At 58.0% G+C, this 17092-nt stretch carries 10 protein-coding genes and 2 pseudogenes; 7 read left to right on the top strand and 5 right to left on the bottom strand.

The features are described from left to right. Nucleotides 1-42: 42 nt before the first annotated feature. Nucleotides 43-245: pseudogene (locus N2605_RS26685) on the bottom strand (transposase); the annotation flags it as partial. Between the two features lie 597 nt (nt 246-842). Here N2605_RS26685 and N2605_RS26680 point away from each other — a divergent pair. From N2605_RS26680 to N2605_RS26670, 3 genes and pseudogenes are all read left to right on the top strand, one after another. After that, nucleotides 843-1907 carry an ABC transporter substrate-binding protein gene (locus N2605_RS26680; RefSeq protein ID WP_260343730.1) on the top strand — a complete coding sequence of 355 codons (1065 nt, stop codon included), beginning with the start codon at nt 843-845 and terminating at the stop codon, nt 1905-1907. A gap of 227 nt (nt 1908-2134) precedes the next feature. Next, nucleotides 2135-2911 carry an ABC transporter permease gene (locus tag N2605_RS26675; protein WP_260343729.1) on the top strand — a complete coding sequence of 259 codons (777 nt, stop codon included), beginning with the start codon at nt 2135-2137 and terminating at the stop codon, nt 2909-2911. A gap of 5 nt (nt 2912-2916) precedes the next feature. Beyond that, nucleotides 2917-3542, top strand: a pseudogene (locus N2605_RS26670) (ABC transporter permease). Between the two features lie 1243 nt (nt 3543-4785). Here N2605_RS26670 and N2605_RS26665 read toward each other — a convergent pair. The 4 genes from N2605_RS26665 to N2605_RS26650 all read right to left on the bottom strand — a co-directional run bounded on the left by N2605_RS26665 (nt 4786) and on the right by N2605_RS26650 (nt 10683). Next, the gene (locus N2605_RS26665; RefSeq protein ID WP_311735331.1) at nt 4786-5361 is read right to left on the bottom strand and encodes an aspartate/glutamate racemase family protein; all 576 of its coding nucleotides are present in this window, start codon (nt 5359-5361) and stop codon (nt 4786-4788) included. Nucleotides 5362-6762: 1401 nt separating this feature from the next. Next, a complete protein-coding gene (locus N2605_RS26660) occupies nt 6763-7482 on the bottom strand; it encodes an SDR family oxidoreductase (RefSeq protein ID WP_260343726.1) in 720 nt (239 codons plus the stop codon). Between the two features lie 639 nt (nt 7483-8121). Further along, nucleotides 8122-9768 carry an MFS transporter gene (locus N2605_RS26655; RefSeq protein WP_260343725.1) on the bottom strand — a complete coding sequence of 549 codons (1647 nt, stop codon included), beginning with the start codon at nt 9766-9768 and terminating at the stop codon, nt 8122-8124. 438 nt (nt 9769-10206) lie between these two features. Beyond that, on the bottom strand, nt 10207-10683 hold the full coding sequence (locus N2605_RS26650) for an Lrp/AsnC family transcriptional regulator (protein ID WP_260343724.1): 477 nt from the start codon (nt 10681-10683) through the stop codon (nt 10207-10209). 188 nt (nt 10684-10871) lie between these two features. On the opposite strand from N2605_RS26650, the gene N2605_RS26645 reads away from it, so the two are divergent. The 4 genes from N2605_RS26645 to N2605_RS26630 all read left to right on the top strand — a co-directional run bounded on the left by N2605_RS26645 (nt 10872) and on the right by N2605_RS26630 (nt 17084). After that, nucleotides 10872-12350 (top strand): NAD-dependent succinate-semialdehyde dehydrogenase, encoded by a 1479-nt coding sequence (locus N2605_RS26645; RefSeq protein WP_425248867.1) that lies wholly within the window; start codon nt 10872-10874, stop codon nt 12348-12350. Between the two features lie 10 nt (nt 12351-12360). Beyond that, the gene (locus N2605_RS26640; protein WP_260343722.1) at nt 12361-13758 is read left to right on the top strand and encodes an aminotransferase; all 1398 of its coding nucleotides are present in this window, start codon (nt 12361-12363) and stop codon (nt 13756-13758) included. A gap of 450 nt (nt 13759-14208) precedes the next feature. Next, nucleotides 14209-15345, top strand: a complete 1137-nt coding sequence (locus N2605_RS26635) for an ABC transporter substrate-binding protein (RefSeq protein ID WP_260343721.1) — start codon at nt 14209-14211, stop codon at nt 15343-15345. After that, entirely contained in the window at nt 15330-17084 is a 1755-nt protein-coding gene (locus tag N2605_RS26630; protein WP_260343719.1) for an ABC transporter permease subunit, read from the top strand. Before N2605_RS26635 ends, N2605_RS26630 begins: the two co-directional genes overlap by 16 nt. Nucleotides 17085-17092: the final 8 nt, after the last annotated feature.

Below are 17092 nucleotides of genomic sequence, written 5' to 3'. Positions count from 1 at the left end.
CACTTCGCACAGCGCCTCGTCGGATAAGTCGTAGGTGTGCTAAACGATCGCCGGTCCCGCCATCAAGCGCGTCGGCAGCGGCGGTCGGGGATCATCGGTAAAACCTCGCCGAACCGTTCTTCCAGGAACCTCCAATCCACCGTCCGCCCCAGCGCTGCCAGCGGATGCTTCATGTCGATGATCTGATCAAGCCGAGAGCGGAAAAGATCCTGCTCTACCGATTCGCGCCGCTCCCGTGTCGGCATCCCGCCCTCTCCCAAAAGCAGTCCGAGGCGAGTGAATCACACATCCAGTTTGCAAGGAATCCCGCTCCGTTGGCCCGCCCTCCATCAAACCACATCGTGCGGAGGTCAGAGGCTTCAAATCGGACGAGCCGTCGTACGGGGTCGGTAGTGGGCATCGACCTCATGCTCCGAAAGGATGGTTCGTTTCCCAATATAAATCCCGCGTCTCTCGCAAGTTCGACGCAGAATTTCGACTGCGGGAGGGCCGAAAACAATGAAATTCGTCTCGCGTAGCCCGATAACATTTCGTTGATAGACAAACCTTCTGTCGCGCTCACGGCCGAAAGAGTCAGACACACGATAGGGACGAAATGAACCGTTTGGTCAACTGCAGAGGCATCCTGCCAGCATGTTCGAGCGGTCTCGATCGCGTGTTTGTAATTAAGCTGCCAAATGCGGAAGGCGTGGCGCGGATAGAGGCCGATACGGCGATCACGATCGGTTGGAAAGTAGAGGATTGTCGGGCTCTCGAGCCGTTGTGACAGGCGCCTCCGACCGTACGGGCAGAAGTTGAATCGCCACTTTTATCGTGGGCGGCATAGCCAGGAGAGTAAGACTATGAGAACACATTTAGTTGTCGCCGGCGCTTTCGCCGTGACAGGCTTGGCGGCGAGTGCGCTGACGCCGGTGCAGCCTGCTTTCGCGGGCGAACAGCTGACGATCGTCTCCTGGGGCGGAGCCTATCAGGCGGCCCTGCGAAAGGCCTACTTCGAGCCCTTTACAAAGGCGACCGGAACCAAGCTCACCGAAGACGAGTATAGCGGCGAGATCGCCAAGGTCCGTGCTATGGTCGAGTCCAAGACCGTGAGCTGGGACCTGATGGACGCCTCCGGGCGGGCTGCTTGGCTAATGTGCGAGCAGGGCCTCCTCGAGAGGATCGACTGGAAGAAGGTGGGCCTCGACCGGGCCAAGTTTGGCGACGATGGCAAAATGGATTGCGGGGTACCCATTCAAACCAATTCCACGATCGTTGCCTATGACAAAGACAAACTGCCGAACGGCCCGAAGACCATCACCGACCTCTTTGATACGATGAAATTCCCCGGCAAGCGCGGACTGGTGAAGAGCTTCTCCCCCAATCTCGAATGGGCGCTGATCGCCGACGGCGTGCCGACCAAGGATGTATATAAGGTCCTGAGCACGCCGGATGGGGTCGACCGCGCCTTCAAGAAGCTCGAGACGATCAAGAAAGACGTCATCTGGTGGACGGCTGGCGCCCAGGCGCCACAGCTACTGGCCGACGGCCAGGTCGTCATGACCGCGGCCTATCACGGTCGCATCACTGCTGCCGTCAAAGAGACCGGCAAGCACTACGAGATCGTGTGGGATTCTGCGCAGGCGGGCACGGGCAACTGGACTATTCCCAAGGGCAGTCCGCATCTGGACGTCGCCTACAAGTTCCTCGCCTTCGCCGGCTCACCTCAAGTCCAGGCGGATCTGACGCGCTACATCCCCTACGGTCCCGCCAACAAGGATGCGATGGCCCTTGTCGATCCAGCGGTCCTGCCCGACCTTCCAAATACGCCCGACCGTGAGAGCATTGCTCTGCAACCTGATTATCCTTTCCTCGTTGAACGGTCTGATGAACTGGGCCAGCGCTTTACCGCCTGGCTCGCAAAGTAAGAACAAGATAAGGGCGAGGAGGACTTCCGTCCTCCTCGCCACCTTAAACGAGCGATATGAGAGAGCGAAGAGTGAAGGAGTCGGTGGTGACGACGGCGGTCCAACTCGCCGGCAGTCCTGACAGCGTGCCGTTGCAGGTCAAGCTGCAACGGGTCGAGCGCCGGCACAAGCTGAGGGCCTTCACCCTCGCTGATCGAGATTAGTCCGCTCTGGGGTCAGCGCAACCTTTGGAGCCTGCTCGCGCGCGGCCACTCGGCCTCACGGCGTTCTACTTACTGCGTTCGCTCGATTACCAATATGGCTCTGACGGCCAGATCATCACTTCGCCGCCGGAGAACGCAATTTTTCGCGACGTTTTCCTGCGCACGCTTTGCATTAGCATAGGCGTAACTGTTGCGACCTTGCTGCTAGGTTTCCCGGTGGCATATCTCCTGGCGACATTGCCGGTCAGAACCAGCAATCTGCTGATGATCATGGTCGTGTTGCCGTTCTGGACCTCGGGGCTGGTCCGCACCACGGCTTGGGTCGTGCTGCTGCAGGATCACGGTCTAATCAACGAGATGTTGATGGCCCTCCACATTATATCGCAGCCCGCGGACCTCATCTTCAACCGGGTCGGCACGGTCGTCGCCATGACTTATGTCCAGCTGCCTTTCACGCTGCTGCCGATCTACAGCGTGATGAGGACGATTTCTCCAAACCATGTCCGCGCTGCGCGCTCGCTTGGCGCTGGCCCATTTTACGCGTTCTGGAAGGTCTATTTCCCCCAAACGCTGCCGGGGATAGCTGCGGGCTGCCTACTGACATTCATTCTGTGCCTGGGCTACTACCTCACCCCGGCGCTTGTCGGAGGGCCGGCCGACTCCTTCGTAGCCCACTACACGAACGAGGAGCTCAACTGGGGCATGGCCTCTCCCCTTGGCGCAATCCTGCTCACGGCGACTCTGCTGCTGTATTATGTCTACAGCAAGCTGGTTGGCGCTGATCAGCTTAAGATTGGATGAGGACGATGGCCCCTTTCGCTTATTCCTCTCCGATTGAGAAGGCTTGGCGCTATCTGCACCGGCTGATCTGTGGGGCGGTGCTGTTGTTTCTGATCGCGCCAATCATCGTGATCATCCCGCTGTCCTTCAATTCTGTCTCCTTCTTCACCTATCCAATGCCAGGGCTGTCGCTGCGCTGGTACCAGGAATTCTTCTTAACAGACCGTTGGCGGGGGGCTCTGCACAACTGGATCTTCGTCGCGGTTTTGGTCACGCTCCTGTCAACTGCCCTAGGCACATTAGCCGCGCTCGGGCTCAGTCGCGCAGGACGGTGATGAGCCTTTTGATCTCACCGATCATCATCCCGGCGGTTACTGATCCTGGCTCACACCACGCTGGCCACTCCGTTCGTGGTCATCGCCGTGACCGCCACCCTGACGGGTTTCCATCACTCGCTGATGCGCGCCGCCGCCGGAATCGGCTCCGCGCAGCGAACATTGCCCCTGGTCATGTTTTCCGGCATCGCGAGGAGATCAGTCCGACCATTATTGCCGCCGCGACCGTGCTGATTCTGTTCTCCACGGCATTGCTGACCACGGTCGAACTGCTGCGCCGGCGCTCGCAGCGGCTGCGCGGGATCCGCAGCACATGATGGCACCGTGGTACGCTGTGAGATCCTCACGCCCACTCGGCCTCTAAAAAAGGGCCCAACCCTCATGTTGGCGGCTGTAGGTTGAGAAGCGCTCCGCCAACAAAACCTAATCCAGAACCCGAGCAACGTCGGCTGAATTGAAGGACAGGATGAATTGTGCTCCCACCGGCAATTAATCGGGGTCTCATCACTGAAATTCAACGGTTTGGTTCGTATCTTCCACCGGCTAATTTCGCACCTTCATCGTGGAGACTTTTTGGCGCAGTGCTCTCCTACTGGTTTCGCTCAGCACGCCCTATTCGGACGCTAAGCATGCAGATCCTTGTCAGAGGCGAAAAGAGATCCCGGGCCATCGACTTGCGTTACGACACCGCTGCTGAACAGCTGACGAAGGAATAGCGATGCGGAAATCCTCCGCCCTGCGGCGTCAGATCCATCGATGATTGTCTCGATCGACTCGTCCTGGAGTGCCCGCCTGGGATCAATTCGCACCACTGTCAACGGCCAGACTCATTATCGTTTCCATTCCGGGCTTTGCTTCCAACGATCAACTCCGTTGCGAGTGGCGAGCCTTCGAAGCTGTATGAGCATACTCCAACGTCTCCGCCAATATGGGGTGAACCGGGTGCCGGTGGAATCGATCGGTTCATCTCATCCCTGGCCTGGCGTCCACCGATGTCACGATGTTCGCGGTAGCGGCCGCGGTGCTGGCGCTTCGAGCGCGGGGAGGCAGCGGAATGGGGAGCAAATCCGAGTTGCCCCTCGCGTGGGCGGTTGTGGAGGGGCTTACAACAACTCTGCCGCCATTGACGAGCGGCCCCTCCGGCACAAATTACAACTGAGCACGTGATCGAGCGACGACGCGAAGCGGGCTCACCGATGGACCCTTCGCACCAATCGCATATAGCCCCTCAATTCAGATGACCCAGCTACCGGTGTAACGGACGCGTGTTTATCTCCTCTGTTCGCGCCATAAGCATCACCAAAACGTTGCTTGCAGTACTGACACTATTCGACGAGCGTTGTCGACGGGCTTACAGAACAGACTTCCTAACCGTGCATGCAACCCGACGTCGTCACGCTGCGGGCTTGCCGAAACCTTCCCCGACAAAATCCCCGCGATGGATCGGTATGGCTATTCTCCACGATCTTGAGCGCTTACGGCCACTGCAGTGTCATTCGGTTCGAGATGACCTTTCTCGCTGGCCGGCCACGTCTTGCGGAAGGCCTGCAAGCGCAGCAGTCAGACGACAGATGCAAGTGTCAAGCGGCAGAGGGTCGTGATGTCGTAGATGGGCAGCTTCATCACACGACGCATGGTGGGTGCAACTAACGGAAAAGCCGTGCATTCGAACAGGATTGCAGCAATCGCTGGATGCTCATTTCGAAGCCGCGCGACACACGCGGCGACTTCGCGTTCAATCACGCTGACCTCAGTCTGTGGCGTCGGACGCTTCATTTCGTTTTGCCACATCTCGCCGCCTTCGATGCCGCCAATAACCACCCGCGACCTATCGGCAGGATCAACCCCTAACAGATCCTCGCCTAAATGCGTGGAGTCCGCTGTCAGCACCGCGATCTTCGCAGACCTTGGCAGCTGACGAAGAAGGCTTGGCAGCAGGAGTAGGCTGGAGGTCACAACCGGAACATTAACTGACGCGGCTACCGCGGCTTGGTGCCGAATAGAAAAACCGCAGTTCGCCGTGATGACAATGGCCCCACGCTCGACCAGTTTTCGGGCCGCCGAGATGTAAGCTGGCTCAAGTGCTGGATCGCCTCGAATGACGATCTCCGCCCAAGCTCCCGCGACGGTTTCCAAGGTGACTGGAAAATCGTAGGAAGTCGGGTTCAGAATAGAGTGAGTGCGGGGTGCCCGGGGAGGAGCGCCGGGCGACCCTTGTTCAAGATTAAGAATTCCAAGAGAGGGTGTCGCTGCCATCTCCCAACTATAGCACCGCTTTGCTGACATATCTTCCCGTTTTGAGAGAGTATCTTGCCGAAAAGCTGCATCACATTGTGGGGTTCTTCAGGTTTCTTACATTTGGGCTACTTGCCACGCCAACTTGCAGGAGGCGGTAAGAGCGTGCCCCATTCGGGTGGCGTCCCGCTTCGGGCCTCAGAGTCTTAAGCCGCTTTGTGGCCTTTGACTTCGTGCGGCGGGCACGCGCCACAACCTGAGTAAGGCGGTACTCACCGGGGCTGATACCCACGAGAAATATCGTGCTGCAGCCTGGGATTGGCCGACAGGCGTGCCCTATTGCAGACCGATGACGTGATTGCGGCATCATCTCGCCGGGGCGCACTGGGTGTTTGGCCAAGCCGGTCCGTTTCCGGCATCTCACGGCTGATGCTCGTTCGATCGCTCCTTGGTAATACGTTTTCGATTTTGCTGTGGACGGAATCGAGCGACCACACGGCGTGTTGGCGGGAGGCTACGAACTCATATTGCGGAGCTGAACTGGCGCCCCGCTTCCAAACACCGTCTTCGGACCAGAGGCAAAACCTCAAATTTTAGCAGTTGAGGGGAGCTGGCATCAAAATTGTCCTGCGCAGCCACTGTATATTGCGGACCATTGCGACGAAGCTAGGCACCTAAGCGCTGCTGAATGGTAGTTGACAAGCCCAAAATTGCCGACTGACGAGCATGTCCGCTAAGCGCCGTGAGAACGTGATCAGCTGAGTTCACGGATCGAAACTCGACGGTGCTTCAAGCCGGATCGTCTCTCTCAGTACTCGCGATGAAGGAAATGGACAGGAGTCAGGTGCGGCGAAGAGTCTCAATTCCGACGTGATCAGCAGGTGGTTCACCACGATGCCCTAAAGCAAAGCGAGCGGCCTAGCTGCTGGTGAGACTATCTTTAGGAAAAGCCAAGCGATCCGCCTGGACGCGTCGCCGTTCACGGACGAGCCCGCCGCCCTCCGGCAGAGAATGCGGTTGTGTCGTGCTTGTGCAGCTTGCCGAATGGCTCATAGTTCCCCGTCAATGCGCGTATGAGAAAGGCTTGTCGCCAATAGTATTCGCCGAGTTCCGCTGTCGAATTTCTCCATTTGTGGCTGATTTCGGCAGGAAGTCGACAGAACAATAGAGGCTTTGCCGTATATAGTGCCGTTCGCTCCGACTGGGTTCGAGCCAAAGAATGGGATAGCTCGCCGGGGAAGTCCCCGGGCGAGAAGCTTGAACATCTAGCTCTCGGCGATCGAAGTGTTTTGCGGATCGCCGTCACCAGTCGAGCGTCTCGCCGTTGTAGTCCAGGAACGCGCCGCTAGTGGCCGGCGTGAGCTCCGCAATTCGTCGTGTGAGACAGAGCGCACTGTGTTCGGCGGAGATCGAAGTGGGGGAGGCAGATGCGCGTTCCCCACCCATATCGGTACGCACCCACCCGGGGTAAAGTATTCCTACCAGAATTCCATCTTCGGCCCAGTCGCGTGCGAGGGCGCGCATGCCGTTGTTGAGGGCCGCCTTTGAGGCTCGGTAAGCATATCGGTCGCGGCTTGAGCCGTAATTTGTGCCGGTGGAAGCATAGTCGCTGCTTATCGCCACCAGCTTCTTCTCGGAAGAACGCAACAAGTTGTCGCGCATTGCCTGCGCGATTAGTATCGGCGCCAGCGCGTTGATGCGCATGGTCGTCATCCAACCTTCGACATCAATGCGCTCAGCCGACTGGGCCTTAGGCGTTCCGTTGATCCCCGCATTGTTGATCAGAATGTCGAGAGGCACATCGCCGACCGCCCGCTTGAGCGAGGCAATCGAGGCGTCGTCGGCCACGTCGAGCTGTGTGATCCGCACCTGCCTACCGAACGAGGCCACGAGTTCCTCAAGCGAATCGGCGGTGGACGGGTCGCGGCAGCACGCGATCACCTCGGCGCCGTCGGTGGCGTATTGACGCGCGAGAGCAAGGCCAATGCCTCGGTTAGCGCCAGTGATCAGAACTTTGGTCATGTGGAATACCTTTCTATGATCGCCGCACCCGGCGCCCGCACATTTATGAACGCCAAGACGTTTCAAACGGCGAACCGTTGCCATAAGCTAGTTTAGACTTGGTACTCCCGAAGGGCCGGTCGAAATCACCGGGGCTCGGCTTCTTTCGCCTGGCGGGTTGCGGCGCAGGCGGGCTCCAGCCTTGTATCGCGGCGATCGAGATCTCGGTCGGAGCTGCCCTGACGTCTTTCCCGATTGAGAAATCGTAGGTGGCCCGATTCAGCGGGAAGCCAGCCCTCGTCGAGGTGCACCTTGCGTGGCGACAGCCCGCGTTCGGGATTGGATCCAGGAGGGTGATGTTGCGGCAGCATGAGGAAACCATAGCCGCGAACGGAGGCAGAATCCGCTCGTGGTAAGCTCCTTTGTCGTTGAAAATGTGCAACCAATGGTAAAGCGCGCAGGTTTCATACGGTCCATTGTGCTGGCCAGTTCCTGTCGTGGCAGATCCGAACGAGCCCTTCAGTCGAGATCCTCTGAGTGCGCCCGATGAGGCGATGCGGGGGTAATACCCGCTTGGACGAAATGCGCCAAAACCGTCTCTGTCTTCCGGTGCGTACGCCGGCGTACCCCTGCGCTGACTGGGCCTTTCGAAATACCAGCCTAGAGCTCATTCGCAGCGTAGTCGGGCACCTCTTCTTTCCAGCGTACCGATCCGAATGGGCGTTCCAGCATCCGGCGGACACGCACAGGCTCAGGACCGATGTGGAAAGCCATCGCCTTGTCATCTAGCGCGCGCTCCAACTGGGTCCAGCGGTTGCGTTGGCGCAAATAATCCAGCCATGTCGGGCAATGATAGCGCTCGGTCCATAGTTCCGGGTCGGCGATGTCCCGCGCAATTGACCAGCCATAGGCGCCATTGCGTTGGCGGTAGAGCTGCACATCCTGCATGACCTCGTGGAATGCGCGCGCATTCTCGGAAGCCACCCTGTACTCGAGCTCAACCACCAGCGGGCCGCTGCGGTAGGTAAGCGGTAGCCGCACTTTAGGGTCGGCAAGCATCTCGGCGTCCTCTCCCCTCTCGGTGGTGGACGGCATCCGTAGCCAGCCCCCAAGCAGCGGCAAGAGCAGCATCAGTGCAGCTGACACAAGTAGCGCGATCTCGACCCCAACTAGGTCGGTTAGCCGTCCCCAGCCCCAGCTGCCGATCGCGAGTCCTCCTGAGAACGATGCTTGCCACGCCGCAAGCGACCGACCCGCAACCCACCGCGGCGCTGACAACTGGATACCGATATTGAACAGTGTCCAGATTACCGTCCACACGGCACCCGCCAGAACCAGAGCTGCCAGTGTCAATATCGGTTCGCGGCTGAGCCCGACCGCGGCGATCGCGCCGCTCATCGATATTGTGCAGGCCCGAACCGCCGCCTCGCTGCTCATCCGCGCGCGCAATTCACCAATGTTGAGCGCCCCTACGACGGCTCCCGCGCCGAAAGCACCGAGCATGATGCCGTATGTTTGCGCGCCTCCGTGCAACAGATCGCGGGCTACCAGCGGCATTAATGCCTGGATCCCGCTGCCAACTATAGCGGTTATCATCGAGCGCGCAATCACGACCCTGATAGATGGCGAATTGGCGATATAGCGCACGCCGGAAACAATAGCCCGGCTCAAGTGTTCTCGCGGAAGCCGCGAAAGCTTCGGCACACGCTTCCACACGGACAGCGAAACTATCAGCGGGAGGTAAAGAAATGCGTTGACGGCGAAGGCCAAGACTGCGCCTGCGGTCGCAACAATAAGGCCACCAACGGCTGGCCCAAAACTCCGAGCGATGTTGTAGCTAATGCCATTAAGAGCGATCGCAGCCGGCAAGCTCTCGGCCGGCACCTGCTCACCGACAGAAGATTGCCAAGCCGGTCCCATCAACGCCATGCCAGTGCCGACCACGAAGCAAAGCACTAACAATAAATTTGGTGTCGTGAAACCCAACCAGTCAATCGCAGTGAGGGCCGTAGCGCCGCAAAGCGCGATCGACAGTGCAACCAGCATTACGATTCGGCGGTCATGCATATCGGCAATGGCGCCGGCTGGCAAAGCGACCAACATGACCGGCAGCAACAAGGCTGTCTGCACCAGCGCCACCTTATCAGCGGAAGATGTCATCTCCGTCATCGCCCAGGCCGCACCGACGCCCTGGATAAGTATACCGAGGTTCGACAGCACGCTCGCCAGCCAAATCCGCCGGAACGAGGAATACTGAAGCGGCGCGGTGATGCCGTTGGAGGGCTGAGAATCGGAAGGCTTTGTCATCTAGGTTCGCGGACCATGCGCGGCAATCTGATCGCAACTCAGAAAATCACGAAACATTGAGCGCGAATTGGATGAGTAGCTCTGAGGCGCGCTCAAGTATCTAAATTCTATGTGCGGTCCCGGTTTCGGATTTGCTGCCGATCTATGATAATCTGTCGCGCTGTAATCGGACGTCTCCCCGGCTTGTCTAATAGCCCAACGTACTTACTAAGCAACGCAGCGCTGTCATCGTTGAGCTGAGAGGAAAAAGACCATCGCCTCTCTCGCAGAAGAGCGTGACATCCATTCACTGGCTTGGAGTATCGTGCCTTACCTTCTTGCGAGTTCTTACATCGCTAGGCTCTACTACAGAAATCGCGCCCCTTTCTGGCGTTATGCATGGACGGACGATGAAAAAGAGCGAAAAGCCTCGGAAGAACGGCCACAAAGATGCAAACATCAACCTTCATCGGGAGCCTCTACCGGAATCGCAAAGCCAGCCTTTACGCGGTCCATCACGACCATTGTTTTGAACCCCTTGATGTCAGGATTTTCATAGAAGAATCGCCGGGTGAATTGCTCGTAGTCTTCCATCGCCCGCGCGGTGATATAGAGGACGAAGTCAGCGTCTCCAGTGACGTAAAATCCGTTGACGACTTCAGCTGACGATCTGATCGCTTTCTTGAATCTATCGATGATGTCTGCGCGCTCACGCTCGAGACTTACCAATACGAGCATTTGAATGGGCCTTCCGACAGCCTTCGCTGAAACGATCGAGACATCGGCTTCGATGATGCCGTCGGAGCGAAGCCTCTTCAAACGCCGTTGGCATGCAGTCGCAGAAAGCCCGGCAAGCTCGCCTATGATCTCAGATGTCAGGCGATTGTTTTTTTGGACAATCTCCAGGATGCGGGCGTCTGTTCGGTCGTATTGCATTAGTCGGGGCTCCAGTTGAATTCCGCTGCAAAATGGCGAGGTCCTGCAGGAAACCGTCCAATCGATGGTGAAAAGCGACGCAAATCTCTCTGCGACATTAGTATCCTGATTGGCGGCAGAATTTCAACAAAATGAACGACAGGGGCTTCTAAATGATGTTTCAAGCTGCTCGACCCAAAAGTCCACCTCTGGTCGGGCTAGCTAAAGAGCATCTTGAGAGTTTGCGCCGTCGAGAGTTTCTGGCTGGAGCCGCTCTCGTTGATGGACGGTGGATTGAAGGCAACAAAAAAGATGCGGTCGTTGATCCGGCGACTGGCGAAGTCATCGCTCAAGTTGCCAATTGCGGTGCTGCGGATATGGATCTTGCGATCAACGCAGCCGAACGATCCTTCGCGCAATGGCGTGGGCTTCTGCCGGAGGGGCGAGGCGCAATCCTCAGGACTTGGGCATCTTTAATGCTGGCCCATTCGGAGGAACTCGCCATCCTCATTACAAGCGAGCAGGGCAAGCCACTCGCCGAGGCAAGGTACGAAATCGGCTATGGTGCGGGCTTTCTGCAGTGGTTTGCTGCAGAGGGAGAGCGCGCTTACGGCGAGACGATCCCAAGCCATAAGCCCGCAAGTTTGCTTCAGGTAAGAATGCAGCCCGTTGGTGTTGCGGCAGTAATTACGCCTTGGAATTTTCCGATCGCTATGATTACGCGCAAGGCCGGCGCCGCTATGGCCGCTGGCTGCCCGGTCATCGTGAAGCCTGCCCCCGAAACGCCGCTCTCGGCTCTTGCCTTGGCAAGGTTGGCTGAAGAGGCTGGCGTTCCGCGTGGCGTGTTTCAAGTTCTGATTGGTGATCCAGTCGAATTGTCGACGCCGCTGTTGCGGGATACCAGAGTGCGAGCCCTATCGTTTACGGGATCGACAGAAGTTGGTCGCCTGCTGCTTGAAGGGGCTGCGCGGACTGTAAAGAAGGTGTCGCTCGAGCTTGGAGGGCATGCTCCCTTTATCATCTTCGATGATGTCGATGTCGATAAGGCTGTCAAAGGCGCAATCGACGCAAAGTTTGCCACGTCGGGGCAGGACTGTCTGGCAGCTAATCGCATCTACGTGCAGAGAGGCATTTATAGCGCCTTCGTCGAGAAGTTTGCCGCGGCAATCACTCGGCTCAAGGTTGGCCACGGCCTTGAGGCTGGGATCGATGTCGGCCCGATGACGAAGTCGTCCGTGGCCGAAAAGTGCAGGGCGCAAATCCGTGATGCTGCGGCTAAGGGGGCGCGGGTCATTTCTGCGAGCCAAAATCAGGAGTTCGGGCCGAATTTCGTCCTTCCAACTCTGCTGAGCGATGTGACCGACGACATGCTCATTTCGAGCGAGGAGACGTTCGGCCCGGTCGCCGCGGTGCTTCCGTTCGACTCGGAGGAGGAGGTCCTGGCCAGAGCAAATTCCAGCGAGATGGGCTTGGCTGCCTACATCTATACCGACAGCTTGCGTCGTGCGCTGCGCCTTTCTGAGAACATCGAGTACGGAATGGTCGGCATCAACACCGCCTCGTTCACAGGACCGCCAATTCCTTTTGGAGGTTGGAAGCAGTCCGGTCTCGGTCGCGAAGGTTCGCGACATGGCATCCAAGAATACATGGAGTTGAAGTACGTCTGCTTCGGCGACCTTGTGGCTTAGGAGAAATGGTATGAACGATATCAAGACGATCGCGGAGAAAGATCGCGCGACTGTTCTACATCCCTTCACCCAGCTCAAGGATTTTGCCACCGGTAAAGCTGGTGATCCGACGATCGTCAAAGGAGGCAAGGGGATCCGCATCGAGGATGCGCAGGGACATAGCTACATCGATGGCTTTGCCGGCCTCTATTGCGTCAACATCGGCTACGGCCGGACCGAGGTCGCCGAGGCGATTGCGCGGCAGGCTTACAAGTTGGCCTACTATCATACATATGCCGCCCACACGACGGACGAGCTGGCCAATCTCTCCGATCGCCTCGTGCGAATGGCGCCGGGCAAAGCGAGCAAAGTGTTTTACGGTCTGTCTGGGTCAGACGCCAACGAAACTCAGGCGAAGCTTGTTTGGTACTACAACAATTTGCGCGGGCAGCCCAAAAAGAAAAAGATCATCTCGCGCGAGCGCGGATATCACGGCTGTTCTGTCGTTTCAGGTTCGATGACCGGTATGTCGTTCTACCATGATCACATGGACCTTCCCTTTCCAGGTATCTTGCACACCGGGGCTCCGCACCACTACTGGGGAGCGGAGCCAGGTGAACCGGAAGAGGCGTTCTCTCGTCGGCGTGCAGCCGAACTTGAAAAGATGATTTTGCGAGAAGGGCCGGAAACGATTGGGGCCTTTATTGCCGAGCCGGTGCTGGGTACGGGAGGCATCACACCGCCGCCCGATGGTTACTGGCGCGAAATTCAAGCCGTGCTGCGACGCTACGACATACTTTTGATCGCGGATGAAGTGATTTGTGGATTTGGCCGCACGGGCGCTGAGTTCGGCAGTACTCTTTACGGGATCGAGCCGGACCTCGTAACGGTGGCCAAAGGCCTAACGTCCGGTTATATGCCGCTCTCTGCAGCAATCGTTGGCGAGAGGGTCTATTCGGTCATGGAAGATGCCGCCGACCGTGTCGGCGCGTTCTCCCACGGATATACCTATTCCGGACATCCGATTGCGGCGGCGGCTGCGAATGCCGTTCTCGATATCGTGGAGAAGGAGCGCCTAAAGGACCGCGCGAGAATCGTTGGCGCGCATTTCTTAAAGCGCCTCAATGAGCGGTTTGCGCAGCTCGAGATCGTCGGTGAAGTGAGGGGCGTAGGCTTGCTCGGCGCAGTGGAGTTCGTTGCCGATCGCCAGACCAAACGGCGCTTTGAACCGCAGCTGAAGGTGGGCGCCCGAATCTCCAAGGCTGCGCGGGACAGGGGACTTATTGCCAGAGCAATGCCGCACGGAGACATTCTGGGGTTTGCTCCACCTCTCGTCGTTTCCGAACACGAAATCGATGAAATCGTTGAACTCGCCTATCGCGCCACGAAGCAAGTGATGGACGAGCTTGCGAAAGAATCTGCTATTTGAGCTCGGCTGTTCTTCTGTCGATCCGGGCCAGCTCCTCAATTCACTGATCGTCCCTTGCTTTGGCCGTTTCGATCGGCCCGAAGGGAAGGTCCGTGCTGGGCTCGCAGAACGTCCCGGAAGGTGGCGTCGTGACAATGGAGCTTGCCGGGCTTTCCATCGCGTTCGACCATCGCATCGAAGACACTGATATTGCTGCGATGCTATCGCCTTTTGGTAACGGCGAGCGCCAAAAATATGAACTTCGAGAGGCAGCGTGGCGGTGGTGTTGTGGGTGTCTCCGGAACACGGCGCCCCCCATAGCCGGCGGGAAGAACCGCGAGTGCACCCGGTGTACTTGCAGATTTTCTTCGCTGATCTAACCTCCTTTGCCGAGTTTGAGCGTCATGGTGCCGGTAGATGGTGAAAATGGTCCCGTTAAACCATGTAGTGCTGCGTCGAGGAGCCTGTGCCATGACCGAAAAGATCTGCCTTAGCCATCTACGGCGCGTTGTGGGCCGGCGATCGTTTGTTCGATCAACAGCGGCTTTACTGGGGGCGCCATTTGTCGCGAAGGCGTCCCGGGCCTGGGCGCAGGAAAAGCTTGCCGGCAGTGGGGAAGTTGTCGTCTTCAGCTACGGCGGTTCGTTCACGCAGGGGATGCGGAAGTACGTTTATGAGGCCTTCATGAAGGCGACAGGCATTGCTGTAGTCGATGTGACTGGAGACTTTGCTGAGCCCCAGGTGAGGGCAATGAACGAAGCTGGGCGCATGGATTGGGATCTGGCCTTCATCGATGCGCAGACTTATCCGGCTATGTCTGAAGCCGGGATGTTCGAGCCCATCGATTACAGCTTGTGGGACGCGGAATCGCTACTGGGCATTCCGGCGGGCAATCGTCTTAAGGATGCGGCTGTCGCTTACCGGGCGACAACAGTGCTCGCGTATGATGCTCGTGCTTTCCGAGATAAGGCGCCAAAAAGCTGGGCGGACTTCTGGGACGTGAAGATGTTTCCGGGGCCACGCGGGCTCGCCTCGAACGTCCGGCACAATGTGGCATTCGCGCTATCGGCTGATGGGCTGCCGGCAGCCGAGCGCTGGCCCGTGACCGACGACAAGCTCGATCGAGCTTTCAAGAAGCTCGATCAGATCAAGCCACATATTACGAAGTGGTGGAGCGCGGGGGGCGAGCCGGTTCAGTTGTTGCTGAACCGCGAACTGGAAATGGCGAGCTGTGGAGATAATCGCGCCTTGGCGGCGATCCGTCAGGGGGCGCCCATTCGTGTCGTTTGGGACGATGGCAATTTGGTTTATGTGTATTGGGCGCCGCTAAAGGGTGGTCCTAACACCACAAATGCGCAGAAGTTTCTTGCATTCGTAAACCGCGCCAAAAACGCCGCCAACTTCACACTCGGGACGCTGCTTCCTGGTCCCAATACGAATCAGTTGGAGTTCTTGCCATCTGACCTTCCTCCGCTGCTCAATATCAATAAGCAAATTGCATCAGTGGTGGTCGAACAGGATTCCGCTTGGCTCGCCAAGAAGCGATCCGACGGAAAGACGAATTTGGACTACCTTCAGGAGCGCTGGTTGTCATGGCGGGAACAATGAGTACTCTTGCAATCAAAGACCAGGCGCAAAATATGCGGCCGTGGCCCACACCCTGGGCCTGGCTGTTGCTGCCTGGCAGTATCTTCCTTGTGGTGCTTTTTGTCGTCCCGCTCACGGGACTTGTGTTGCTCGCGTTCGGGATGCCAAACTGGACTTTGGCGAATTTCACTCGCATCGGCGACACCCCTGTCTATCTGGCCGTGATGCGCAACACGCTCGAGATTAGCGTCACGGTCACTGCGCTCGCCTTCGTGCTGAGCTATCCCATCGCCTACGCTCTCACGACAGCCGGAACAGCGTTGCGTACCTTCCTGCTCATTGGAGTCGTGCTGCCTTATTTCACCAGTACTCTGGCGCGCACTTTTGCCTGGATTGTCCTTCTCGGGCGCAACGGCGTCATTAACCAGTATCTGCTTGAGCTCGGCTGGGCATCTCAACCAATCGCAATGCTCTATAACCGGTTTGGCGTTATTCTCGGCATGACCCACATCGTCATGCCCATGATGATCCTGCCGATGTACACGGTCATGTCGAGCATTGACCCGAAGCTGATGCGCGCTGCCAAGGCCAACGGAGCGAGCCCACTCGCGGCTTTCCTCACTGTGTTTCTGCCGCTGAGCCTCCCGGGCCTGATTGCAGGGGTGCTGCTCGTCTTCATTTACTGTCTTGGCTTCTACATTACACCTGCCTTGATGGGTGGGTTGTCGGACGTCATGATCACGATGGCGATCAGCTCCCAGATCCTGGAGCAGCTCAACTGGAATTTTGGCGCTGCGCTTTCAGTGGTCCTGCTGGTGGCCGTCCTGAGCATATTGTGGATTGGCTCGCGCTTCTTCCCCATTGCGCAGCTTCTGGGCTTCTCCGATGAAAAGCGCGGTTCGACCGTTGCCCGCCGTCAGATGGGTGCCAAAATGTTGATGCGGATCGGTTCCGCGGCAAACGCTCTTGACCGCTGGATTCCTTCGCTGGGAGGCCAAGGTATCGCGATCCTGGCATGCCTTCTGGCTGTACTTCTCCTGCTGCCAGTCGTGATCGTTGCATATCTGTCATTCAGCGCTTCGTCCTACTTTGTATTCCCGTTGCCAGGCTACTCGCTCCGCAACTACGAAGCCTTTCTTTTCGATACGCTGTGGGTGCGTGCGACCTTCACCAGCATCCGGATTGCGCTGATGGCAGTTGCCATGGCGACTACGTTCGGCGCCATGCTTGCTTTCGGTCTGTCGCGCGGCGCCATGCCTGGTCGCGGAGCAATGGTGGCTCTTCTGCTCTCGCCGATTATTATGCCGACGGTTATCGTGGCCGTCGCGACCTATTTCCTTCTGGCGCGGTTTGGACTGCAGGGCACCGAGTTCGGCCTGGCGCTGGGTCACGCGGTCCACGCCATTCCCTATGTGGTGGTGATTGTAGTTGCCAATTTGCGCGACCTTAACCCGAGCTACGAGCGGGCGGCACGCAGTCTTGGTGCCGGGTCTTGGGCGACCTTTCGCACCATCGTTGCTCCGCTCGTCATGCCGGCGCTCATCGTCGCCAGCTTCTTTGCCTTCCTGACCTCATTCGACGACGTCGTCTACGTACTATTCCTTGGTATCGGCAAGATTACGACCTTGCCGATGCGCATGTGGGAAGGAATCCGGCAGGACATCAGTCCCACTATTGCTGCCGTAGCAACGCTGCAGATGCTATTTGCGACAATCGTGATTGTGGTCGGGACCCTGCTCAGACGGACCAAGACCACCTGATGGCGCTG

This window comes from Bradyrhizobium yuanmingense, assembly GCF_025200905.1.
Classification (GTDB): domain Bacteria; phylum Pseudomonadota; class Alphaproteobacteria; order Rhizobiales; family Xanthobacteraceae; genus Bradyrhizobium; species Bradyrhizobium yuanmingense.
Note: the sequence above shows the minus strand (reverse complement) of the source record. Positions and strands in the feature narration are given on the sequence as shown.

Bases quoted from the DNA above. Each gene is read 5' to 3' on its own strand.
- N2605_RS26655 (WP_260343725.1), bottom strand. From the start codon at position 9,768: ATGACAAAGCCTTCCGATTCTCAGCCCTCCAACGGCATCACCGCGCCG.
- N2605_RS26650 (WP_260343724.1), bottom strand. From the start codon at position 10,683: ATGCAATACGACCGAACAGACGCCCGCATCCTGGAGATTGTCCAAAAA.
- N2605_RS26680 (WP_260343730.1), top strand. From the start codon at position 843: ATGAGAACACATTTAGTTGTCGCCGGCGCTTTCGCCGTGACAGGCTTG.
- N2605_RS26660 (WP_260343726.1), bottom strand. From the start codon at position 7,482: ATGACCAAAGTTCTGATCACTGGCGCTAACCGAGGCATTGGCCTTGCT.
- N2605_RS26635 (WP_260343721.1), top strand. From the start codon at position 14,209: ATGACCGAAAAGATCTGCCTTAGCCATCTACGGCGCGTTGTGGGCCGG.
- N2605_RS26640 (WP_260343722.1), top strand. From the start codon at position 12,361: ATGAACGATATCAAGACGATCGCGGAGAAAGATCGCGCGACTGTTCTA.
- N2605_RS26630 (WP_260343719.1), top strand. From the start codon at position 15,330: ATGGCGGGAACAATGAGTACTCTTGCAATCAAAGACCAGGCGCAAAAT.